The organism is Streptomyces novaecaesareae, assembly GCF_000716875.1.
Lineage (GTDB): Bacteria > Actinomycetota > Actinomycetes > Streptomycetales > Streptomycetaceae > Kitasatospora > Kitasatospora novaecaesareae.
The window spans coordinates 23463-33431 of the sequence record NZ_JNWQ01000074.1; the positions used below are offsets into that span (position 1 = coordinate 23463).

The following is a 9969-nucleotide window of genomic DNA, read 5'->3' on the forward strand; positions in this document are numbered from 1 at the left end:
GCCCCCGATGCCCAGAGCCGGATGCCCAGAGCCGGATGCCCAGAGCCCCACCCCCGGGAATACCGCCATGGCCCGCTGCGGCTCCGCCCGGGTGCTCAGGGGGAGTCAGCAGGCGGGATCAGTCCTTCACCTCGACCTCGACCGCAGCGCGGATCTCCAGCGTGCGCGCCGCCAGGTCATCGAGTGCGGTCCGGCCGGTCCGGTCGACCACGATGCCGACCGTGGTGCCGTCCGCCCAGGCGCAGGTCGTCTCGGAGGCCGTCGGGTAGACGAGTACCGCGCAGTCGATCAAGCCGCCCAGGGGGCCGGACGGGTAGTTCACCCGGGACGACGGTGTCTCGCCGAACCGGGTCCCGCCGGTCTGGTCGCGCATCGCCAGCCTGTCGAAGTACTTGTCCAACTCCCGCAGGGGGTCCGCGTAACTCCCGGTGAGCCCGACCACGGTCAGTGTCGTGCGGGTCGTGCCGGCGGTGCCGTAGCCGGCCACTGTCAGCTCCCGGTACGGCTGCAGGGCCGTCATCCGGCTCTCGTAGTCGGCGTGCAGCGCCCGGAGGTCCCCGTCCTCGGGCATCCGCACCTGGTAGCCGAGTTCGTCCCCCAGCACGATCCGGTGCCGCGGCGGGGCACCGGCCCCGGTCACGGCCGCCACGGTCAGCGCGGTCGCCAGGCCGACGACGACCACCCCCGCCGCCACGGGCTTCAGGTACACCCTGCGGTACCAGGGCAGCGGCGCCACCGGCTCCAGGGTGTTCGCCCAGATCGCCTGGAGGCCGGTGGGGCGATCGGGGGGCTGTTCGGTATCCGGGTCAGTCATCTCGGCTCACTCGCACAAAGGGAAGGCAAAAAGATCACCGGATGATATGGCAGCACACGAACACCTCACACCCCCTTTGCCGGCGGCGGCCCGAGGACCGCCGCCGGCACCGGACGCTCCGGGGGGGGGCTCAGCCCCGGTCGGCGGGCTGCACGACGCACACGGCGTTGCCGAGCATGGCGCCGAAGCCGCCGAGCAGCGTGCTGGTGACCGACTTGCAGGCGGCGACCTCCTGCGGGGTCTTGGGGCCGTTGTTGGTGTTGTCGGCGGCGGCCGCCGACTGGGCGAGGGCGAGCGGCGCGGCGAGCAGCAGGGCACAACAGGCCGTGGCCAGCGCGGATTTCTTGACGGACATGGGAAAGCCCCTTCGGTTCAGGACGGGTTCGGCCGAAAGCCGAGCCATCCCTATCCGAAGGGGCTCCCCCGCTCACGGATCCTGGGCCATCCGTGAGCGTGTCCGCCTCAGCGGCCCGGGCCGGTCGTCTCGGCGCCCATCCGCTCCAGCGCCCGTATCGCGGCGGCGAGTTCGACGACCCCGTGCTCCTTCAGCACCCCGTAGTGGTCCACGGTCAGGTCGACCACGGCGGGCGGGGCCGCGGAGTAGCCGCTGCTGCCCTCGATGAAGGAGTAGTCGTCGCCCGCGGCCTTGAAGATGGTCACCGGCGCCGCCAGCCGCCGCTCGGCGAGTTCGCGGAAGCTGTACTCGAACTCGTAGGTCTCGCCGACGATTCCGGTGATCCGGCGGATCAGCTCCTCGTCCAGGTCGGGCAGCATCCGGTGCACGGAGGCGACGAAGGTGGCCTCGTCGGACGTCTCGGCCAGGCAGCGCTCCAGCTCGGGGCCGCGGATCCGGCCGGTGAACACCCCGAACAGGATGGTCACGTACCCGGGGTTGGCGTACGAGGCCTCCCGGCCCCACTGGCGGCCGTCGGCCCGGCGCACCTCGGGGTTGCCGGGGCAGATCAGCAGCAGCCGCTCCACCCACCGGCCGGCCTGCTCCAGCTGCCAGGCCGCCTCGAAGGCGACGCGGGCGCCGAAGGAGAAGCCCCACAGCGTGTACGGGCCCTCGGGCTGCACCCGGAGCAGTTCGGCGACGTCGGCGGCGGCCGTCTCCCGGATGGTCGGGTACGGCGTCTCGCCCTCGTTGATGCCGTGCGCCTGGATGCCGTAGAACGCGCGCCCCCGGCTCGCCTCCCGGCCGAGCAGCCGCAGGTTCATCGGGTAGCCGCCCAGCCCGGGCCAGCAGAACACCGGCCGGCCCTGGTCCCCCGGGCTCAGCGGTATCAGCCGCGAGGAGGCGTCGGCACCGCCGCCCTGCGCCCGCTCGATGCGGGCGGCCAGGTCGCCCAGTCGCGGGCACTCGAACAGCACCTGCAGCGGCAGCGACACGTCGAACTCGCGGTTGATCCGGTGGACCAGCGCGACGGCGATCAGCGAGTTGCCGCCGACGGCGAAGAACTCGTCCGCGACCGACACGTCCTCGTACTTCAGCGCCTGCCCCCAGGCCTCGGCCAGCCACCGCTCGTGCTCGGTGCTCGGCGCGACGTACGCGCTGCGGACGTCGGCCGTGCGGACGGCCTCGGAGGCGGCGAGGGCCTTGAGGTCGACCTTGCCGTTCGCGGTGAGCGGCAGGGCGTCCACGACCAGCACCCGGTTGGGGAGCATGTAGTCGGGCAGCAGGTTGCCCAGTTCGTCCTTGATGATCTCGGCCGGGCCCTTCATGTGGACGGTGTCCTCGTGCATGCCCTCGCTGCGGATCTGCTCCTCGCTCACCCTGCCGCCGAGGAAGAAGTACGACGGGCCGGTGGCGATGCCGCGGTCGGCGAGGATCTCGTCGATGCGGCGCGAAGCGGGCAGCGGGTGGCCGGACTTGGAGCTGTAGCCGGAGGACATGAAGCCCAGGCCCAGGCCGTTGCGCTGCAGGTGGTGCAGCTCGGTGCCGAGCGCGATGTACGCCAGCCACTCCTCGGGCGCGCGGCTGACGGCGGTGATGCCGAACGCGGCCCGGGCGTGGACGGACTGGTTGATCGCGATCACGTGCCGGGGCTCCACCACCTTCTCCGAGACGTGCGTCAGCTCGCCGTCGGCGTACCGGTAGAGGCCGCCCGGCAGGCCGTCCACCCGGCCCTCGTGGGCCTGGACGTACAGCTCGGTGGTCCCGGCCCGGGCCGCGCCGGCGTTGCGGACGACGGCGAAGGCGCCCAGGTAGTGGTCCTCCTCGGCGACGTCCAGCCGGTCCTTGACCGCCGGGTCGGGGCCGAGCGGGCGCACGTCCAGCCCGTACTCGGGCAGCACCTCCTCGAAGACGCCCAGCATGTGGCCGGTCTCGAACTCCAGCACCTCGCGGATGTTGTTCCTGTACACCGGCTCGATGGCGCCGTGCTTGCCGGAGAAGTGCAGCGTCAGGTACGCCTCCTCGCAGGGCTCGGCGGGCCCGATCCGGATCAGGCTGTGCTCGACCGGGTGGTAGTAGTACAGCCCGGCCGCGAGCCCGTCCAGGCCGCCGGTCTCCAGGTACAGCTGGGTCGCGTACAGCGCGCCGGGTGAGGCGTAGGCGTACTTGGGCAGCAGCCGCTCCTCGCTGTGGAACTGGCCGAACCACCGCAGGACGCGGCCGAGTTCGGGGAAGCTCAGCAGCGCCAGCTCGCGGCCGAAGGGGCCGGCGGGCCGGGGGGCGAGCAGCGCGGTGAGGTCGTCGCGGGTGACCGGGCCGCCGTCGTAGAAGCGGTAGGTCTTGCGGGCGAAGGTCTCCCGGCGCTGGGCCTCGGTCTCGTGCCGGCCCGGCAGCTCGACCCGCTCGCGGCCGGCCGGCTGCGCCAGGTCGCGGACGCCCGGGTCCGACAGCTGGGCCTTGACCTGCAGCTTGCTGGCCTTGGACTGGTGGTGGCCGCCGTGGTTGCCCTGGTCCATCAGGGCGGCCTCGCGCGGGTTGAGCTCGACGCAGGCGACCAGGTTCGGGTGGCCGGTGCGCTCGTCCCCGGTGACGATCGCGGCGGAGCGGCGCACCCAGGTGTGCTCCTCGATCGCGCGGGCGATCTCGTCCAGCTCGACCCGGTAGCCGCGCAGCTTGACCTGGTTGTCGGCCCGGCCGGCGAACTGGATGGTGCCGTCGGCGTTCCACTGCGCGAGGTCGCCGGTGCGGTACAGCCGCTCGGCGGGCGCGAACGGGGACGGGACGAACCGCTCCTCGGTCAGCTCCGGCCGGTGCAGGTAGCCGCGGGCCAGCTGCACACCGCCGATGTACAGCTCGCCGACGCCGCCGGCGCCGACCGGCACCCGGTCCTCGTCCAGGATGTAGCACTGGGTGTTGTCGACGGGCCGGCCGATCGGCACCGAGCCGGCGCCGCCGCCCAGCTCGGCCGGGTCGACCACGTGCGCGGTGGCGTTGATGGTGCACTCGGTCGGGCCGTACAGGTTGACCAGCGAGGCCGCGGGCAGGGCCTCGCCCAGGGTGCGGGCGAGCCGCCGGGACAGCGCCTCGCCGCCGGAGAAGACCCGGGTCAGGCTGGTGCAGTCGGTGAAGCCCTCGGTGTCCAGCAGCGCCCGGAGCAGGGTCGGCACGCACTGCAGGGCGGTCACCCCGTGCCGCCGTACGGCCGCGACCAGCGCCTCCGGGTCGCGGTAGAGGCCGGGCGTGCCGGCCACCACGCGGGCGCCGACGGCCGGGGCGAGGATCTCCCACTGGGCGGCGTCGAAGCTCATCGGGGTCTTCTGCAGCACGGTGACCTCGGGGTCGAGGTGCCCGGCGTCGAACATCCAGCGCAACTGGGAGACCACCGCGCGGTGCTCGATCATCACGCCCTTGGGGCGGCCGGTGCTGCCGGAGGTGTAGATCACGTAGGCCAGCGACTCCGGCTCGGCGCCGTCCTCGGCACCGTCCGCGGCCACCGGGTGCGCCGTCCGCGGCGCGTCCTCGAAGGTGACGATCGCGGTCCCGGCCGGGGCCAGCGCGGCCAGCCGCTCGCGCAGGTGCTCCTGGGTGAGCACGATCCGGGTACCGCTGTCCTCGATCATGTAGCGGAGCCGGTCCTCGGGGTACTCGGGCGACAGCGGCAGGTAGCCGGCCCCGGCGTACAGGACGCCCCAGGCCCCGGCGACCAGCTCCACGGACGGCTCGACGTACAGGCCGACGCAGGTGTCCGCGCCGGCGCCCAGCCCGCGCAGGTGCGCGGCCAGCCGGCGGGCGGTCTCGGACAGCTCCAGGAAGGTGAGGCCCGCGCCCTCGCCGATGACGGCCGCGGAGACCGGCCGGGCGCGCACCTGCCGGTCGAGCAGGCCGGTGAGTGCGGTGCCGACCGGGGCGCGGCGGGCGTGCGGGACGACGGGGGCGGCGGCGGAGACGGACGGGTCGATGCGCATGGGAAGTGCCTTCGGTGCGTTGACGGGTGGGGCCCCGGCGGCCTGCTCACCAGGAGCGCCGGGTACGGGATCCACCGTCGGCCGCCCGCTGTCCCACCCGCATGAGGCACCGGTCTGGACCTCTTCCGGTCGCGTCCCGGAATCCGGGGCGCTCCGCCCCGGCCCGTCCCCGGCCCGGCCCCGGCCCGTCCCGGGCGTGTCCCGGGCATTCGGCCGTTCACGATCACGTAACCGAGCGGAAGCGCAGCGTCGGTAGCGTCGGTGCCATGACGGCATCACGCACTCGCCCCGAACGGCTCTGGCACCGACCCTTCCGCAGGTCGGACCGCAGGTGCGCGGCGCCCGACGGCCAGGCCACCCGGCTGCCCGCGCTCACCGGCGGCCCGTACCGGAGCGCCCGGCCGCACCCGCCGTCCCTGCGCCCGGCCGGCCCGGCGCCGCAGGCCCCGTCCCGGCTGTCCCTGCCGGACGGGACCGAGGTGCTGCTGCGTCCGGCCGGCCCGGCCGACAAGGCGGCGGCCCTGGCGATGCACGGCCGCTGCTCCCCCGCCGCCCTGCGGCTGCGCTACCACGGCCCGGTCCGCGACGCCGACCGCCACCTCGACCACCTGCTGGACCCCCGGCACGGCCGCAGCCTGGCCGTGGTCGCCCCGGACGGGCGGATCCTCGCGCTCGGCCACCTGATGTGGGACGACGGCGAGGCCGAGCTGGCCGTACTGGTCGAGGACGCCTGGCAGCGGCGCGGCCTGGGGGTGGCCCTGCTGCGGCGGCTGTCGGCGACGGCCCGGGCAGCCGGCATCGGGACGGTGTACGCGCTGACGCACGCCGCCAACACCGGTCTGATCACCGCGATGCGCCGGCTGGCCGCGCCACTGGACTTCAGCACCGAGGGCGGCACCCTGGTGATCACCGCCTCCCTGGGCATCGAGGAGCCGGCCGCCCACGCCCACCGTCCGGGCCGCTGATCATTTCTTCACCAGATCCTTACGGGGCGCCTCGGGAGCCCGGCGGAGGCGGTGGGCGTCCTGAAGCGGTAGGCGGGCCCCCCTTGGGCTCCGTCCGTACACGGCTCGCCTTGACGGAACGTCAGAAGCCCTCGCCATCGCGTCACAGCAGGCGGCACGGGGTCCGGTTCGTCCGGTCGGGCGACGGAGTCGGTAGGCTGACCCCCGTCCCCGCCGCCCGACGGCCCGTTGTCCGGACCCGGGTGGTGCCGCAGCAAGGAGGAACCACTGAGCATGGCAGGCACCGAATCGGAGCCCACAGGCGCACGCGACGCCTCGCTGCCGGCCCGCGCCAAGATCGCGGTCACGGCCGGCCGGGTCGCCGCCGCCGTGTCGCGCAAGGCCGGACGCGGGAGCGGCTCGGTGATCGGCGGCAAGGTCGCCCTCAAGCTCGACCCCGACCTGCTGGCCACCCTCGCCGACCACCTCGACGTCGTCCTGGTCAGCGCGACCAACGGCAAGACCACCACCACCCGCCTGATCGCCGAGGCGCTGCGCGCCGCCGGCCCGGTGGTGTCCAACGCCCTGGGCGCCAACATGCCGGCCGGCATCACGTCCGCCCTGGCGGGCGGCACGGACGCCCGCTTCGGCGTGATCGAGGTCGACGAGAAGTACCTGGCGATGGTCGCCCGCGACACCCGCCCCAAGGCGATCGCCCTGCTCAACCTCTCCCGCGACCAGCTCGACCGCGCCGCCGAGACCCGGATGATGGCCGAGAAGTGGCGCGAGGGTCTGCAGAACACCGAGGCCGTGGTCATCGCCAACGCCGACGACCCGCTGGTGACCTGGGCCGCCTCCTCCTGCAAGAAGGTGGTCTGGGTGGCCGCCGGGCAGGCCTGGAAGGAGGACGCCTGGTCCTGCCCCGCCTGCGGCGGTGTGATGCAGCGCCCCGGCGACGACTGGTTCTGCCAGGACTGCGGCTTCCGTCGCCCCAACCCGCACTGGGCCCTCCAGGGCACCCACGTGATCGACCCGCAGCGCGGCGCCTGGCCGATCCAGCTGCAGCTGCCCGGCCGGGCCAACCTGGCCAACGCCACCAGCTCGGCCGCCGTCGCCGCCGTGTTCGGCGTCTCCCCGCAGGTCGCCCTGGAGCGGATGCGCTCGGTGGCCGCCGTGGCCGGCCGCTACGACGTGGTCCAGTACCAGGGCCGGGACATCCGGCTGCTGCTGGCCAAGAACCCGGCCGGCTGGCTGGAGACCTTCTCGCTGATCGACGGCCCGCCCGCCCCGGTGATCCTCTCCGTCAACGCCCTCGACGCCGACGGCACCGACACCTCCTGGCTGTGGGACGTCGACTACGAGCGCCTCGCCGGGCACCCGGTCTTCGTGATGGGCCAGCGCAAGCTGGACCTGGCCGTCCGCCTGGAGGTCGCCGGGCTCCAGTTCCACGTGGTGGACACGCTGGAGCAGGCCGTCCGGATGGCCCCGCCCGGCCGGATCGAGGCCATCGCCAACTACACCGCCTTCCAGCAGCTGCGGAAGGTCGTGGCCGGCTGATGCCGCGCCCGCACTCCCACCTTTACGTGACGGAAGGCCTTCGAGGATGAGTGAGAGCAGCCTGCGCGTGGTCTGGGTCTACCCGGACCTGCTCAGCACCTACGGCGACCGCGGCAACGCCCTGGTCGTGGAGCGCCGGGCCCGCCAGCGCCGTCTCAACGTGACCCGGATCGACGTCCGCTCCGACCAGGCGATCCCCACCAGCGGCGACATCTACCTGATCGGCGGCGGCGAGGACCGCCCGCAGCGGCTGGCCGCCGAGCGGCTGCGCGCCGACAGCGGCCTGGTGCGGGCCGCCGAGAACGGCGCGATCATCTTCGGCGTCTGCGCCGGCTTCCAGATCATGGGCCACGAGTTCGTCAACGACCTCGGCGAGCGCGAGCCCGGCCTGGGCCTGCTGGACGTCTGGACCACCCGCGGCGAGGGTGCCCGCTGCGTCGGCGACGTGCTGGCCGACATCGACCCGCAGCTCGGCCTGCCCCAGCTGACCGGCTTCGAGAACCACCAGGGCGTCACCCACCTCGGCCAGGGCGTCAAGCCGTTCGCGACCGTGCAGGTCGGCAACGGCAACGGCACCGGCGACGGAACCGAGGGCGCCTGGCGGGACACCGTCTTCGGCACCTACATGCACGGCCCGGTGCTGGCCCGCAACCCCGCCGTGGCCGACCTGCTGATCAGGCTGGCGCTGGACGTCAACGCCCTGCCGCCGGCCGACACCACCTGGTACGACGCGCTGCGCGCCGAGCGCATCGACGCCACGACGCGCCCCCAGTAGTACATCCGTACGCCCCGGCCGGGTGCCCGCGATGCGGTCACCCGGCCCGCGGGCGGCCCCGGACGTACGACAATGGGGCTGCCTACTGCACACCCTCCTCGGCAGCAGGCTGCACTTCCGCGCGGGGGCGCCGACGGCGCCGCTCCCGCGTCGGCTCCTGCCCGGCCGGACCAGGGGCCGTATGCTCGACACCACGGTCGGTTTCGGACGTTCTGTCCGGATCGACCGGCCCTTCACCCCACGGCCGACTCCCCGCCATTCCGGCGCGGGAGCGCCCCGTCACGGGTGACGGCCCGTCGTCCCAGCCTGTAGTCCGGCCGTTCCTCGGTTCTGCTCGGGAGTTGCAAAGCTAATGCGTATCGGAGTGCTGACCAGCGGCGGTGACTGCCCCGGCCTGAACGCGGTGATCCGTTCCGTGGTGCACCGGGGGGTGGTCGACCACGGCGACGAGATCATCGGGTTCGAGGACGGGTGGCGCGGGTTCCTGGAGGGCCACCACCGCCCCCTGACCCTGGACTCGGTGAGCGGCATCCTGGCCCAGGGCGGCACCATCCTCGGTTCCTCCCGCGTCCAGCCCAGCCACCTGCGGGACGGCGTCGAGCGGGCCAAGAAGTACTGCTCCGACCTCGGCCTGGACGCGGTCATCCCGATCGGCGGCGAGGGCACCCTGAAGGCCGCCAAGCTGATGAGCGACGCGGGCCTGCCGATCGTCGGCGTGCCGAAGACCATCGACAACGACATCGCCGCCACCGACGTGACCTTCGGCTTCGACACCGCCGTCTCGGTCGCCACCGAGGCGCTGGACCGGCTGAAGACCACCGCCGAGTCCCACCAGCGGGTCATGGTCGTCGAGGTCATGGGCCGGCACACCGGCTGGATCGCGCTGAACGCGGGCATGGCGGCCGGCGCGCACGCCATCGTCGTCCCGGAGCGCCCGTTCCACATCGACAAGCTCACCGCCGTCGTCCGCGAGCGCTTCGACCGGCAGAAGAAGTTCGCCATCGTGGTCTGCGCCGAGGGCGCCAAGCCCGAACCCGGCACCATGCACTGGGAGGAGGGCACCAAGGACATCTACGGCCACGAGCGGTTCACCGGCATCGCCACCCAGCTCTCCCGCGAACTGGAGCACCGCCTCGGCAAGGAGGCCCGCCCGGTCATCCTCGGCCACACCCAGCGCGGCGGCACCCCCACCGCCTACGACCGGGTGCTCGCCACCCGCTTCGGCTGGCACGCCGTCGAGGCCGTCCACAAGGGCGCGTTCGGGCACATCACCGCACTGCAGGGCACCAACATCAACCTGGTGCCGCTGGCGGAGGCCGTCGCCGAGCTGAAGACCGTCCCGCAGGAGCGCTACCTGGAGGCCGAGACGGTCCTCTGACCTCCCGCCGCCCCGCCGAAGGCCCCTGGACCCCGCCGTACGGCTTGGGTTCTAACGGTCCTCGCAACACCCGCGATCTATGGGAGTTGCGAGGACCGTGGCCGTTGGACGCGATGATCTTTCGGACTTGAGGGAGCGTTTC

At 73.3% G+C, this 9969-nt stretch carries 7 protein-coding genes; 4 read left to right on the plus strand and 3 right to left on the minus strand.

The features are described from left to right. Positions 1-118 precede the first annotated feature (118 nt). The 3 genes from OP86_RS24815 to OP86_RS24825 all read right to left on the minus strand — a co-directional run bounded on the left by OP86_RS24815 (position 119) and on the right by OP86_RS24825 (position 5173). A complete protein-coding gene (locus OP86_RS24815; RefSeq protein ID WP_030058015.1) occupies positions 119-814 on the minus strand; it encodes a hypothetical protein in 696 nt (231 codons plus the stop codon). Between the two features lie 130 nt (positions 815-944). Then, positions 945-1169 carry a hypothetical protein gene (locus tag OP86_RS24820; protein ID WP_030058014.1) on the minus strand — a complete coding sequence of 75 codons (225 nt, stop codon included), beginning with the start codon at positions 1167-1169 and terminating at the stop codon, positions 945-947. A gap of 107 nt (positions 1170-1276) precedes the next feature. Beyond that, the gene (locus tag OP86_RS24825; RefSeq protein ID WP_051830544.1) at positions 1277-5173 is read right to left on the minus strand and encodes a non-ribosomal peptide synthetase family protein; all 3897 of its coding nucleotides are present in this window, start codon (positions 5171-5173) and stop codon (positions 1277-1279) included. 266 nt (positions 5174-5439) lie between these two features. On the opposite strand from OP86_RS24825, the gene OP86_RS38330 reads away from it, so the two are divergent. From OP86_RS38330 to OP86_RS24845, 4 genes are all read left to right on the plus strand, one after another. After that, positions 5440-6138 (plus strand): GNAT family N-acetyltransferase, encoded by a 699-nt coding sequence (locus OP86_RS38330; RefSeq protein WP_030058011.1) that lies wholly within the window; start codon positions 5440-5442, stop codon positions 6136-6138. A 273-nt stretch (positions 6139-6411) separates the two neighbouring features. Beyond that, the gene (locus OP86_RS24835) at positions 6412-7674 is read left to right on the plus strand and encodes a MurT ligase domain-containing protein (protein WP_030058010.1); all 1263 of its coding nucleotides are present in this window, start codon (positions 6412-6414) and stop codon (positions 7672-7674) included. Between the two features lie 46 nt (positions 7675-7720). Beyond that, positions 7721-8449 (plus strand): type 1 glutamine amidotransferase, encoded by a 729-nt coding sequence (locus OP86_RS24840; protein WP_030256615.1) that lies wholly within the window; start codon positions 7721-7723, stop codon positions 8447-8449. A 352-nt stretch (positions 8450-8801) separates the two neighbouring features. Further along, entirely contained in the window at positions 8802-9827 is a 1026-nt protein-coding gene (locus OP86_RS24845; protein WP_030256612.1) for a 6-phosphofructokinase, read from the plus strand. The last annotated feature ends 142 nt before the right edge of the window (positions 9828-9969 follow it).

What these genes read in the sequence shown, in the direction of transcription:
- OP86_RS24815 (WP_030058015.1), bottom strand. Translation starts at nt 814, where the DNA reads ATGACTGACCCGGATACCGAACAGCCCCCCGATCGCCCCACCGGCCTC.
- OP86_RS24820 (WP_030058014.1), bottom strand. Translation starts at nt 1,169, where the DNA reads ATGTCCGTCAAGAAATCCGCGCTGGCCACGGCCTGTTGTGCCCTGCTG.
- OP86_RS24825 (WP_051830544.1), bottom strand. Translation starts at nt 5,173, where the DNA reads ATGCGCATCGACCCGTCCGTCTCCGCCGCCGCCCCCGTCGTCCCGCAC.
- OP86_RS38330 (WP_030058011.1), top strand. Translation starts at nt 5,440, where the DNA reads ATGACGGCATCACGCACTCGCCCCGAACGGCTCTGGCACCGACCCTTC.
- OP86_RS24835 (WP_030058010.1), top strand. Translation starts at nt 6,412, where the DNA reads ATGGCAGGCACCGAATCGGAGCCCACAGGCGCACGCGACGCCTCGCTG.
- OP86_RS24840 (WP_030256615.1), top strand. Translation starts at nt 7,721, where the DNA reads ATGAGTGAGAGCAGCCTGCGCGTGGTCTGGGTCTACCCGGACCTGCTC.
- OP86_RS24845 (WP_030256612.1), top strand. Translation starts at nt 8,802, where the DNA reads ATGCGTATCGGAGTGCTGACCAGCGGCGGTGACTGCCCCGGCCTGAAC.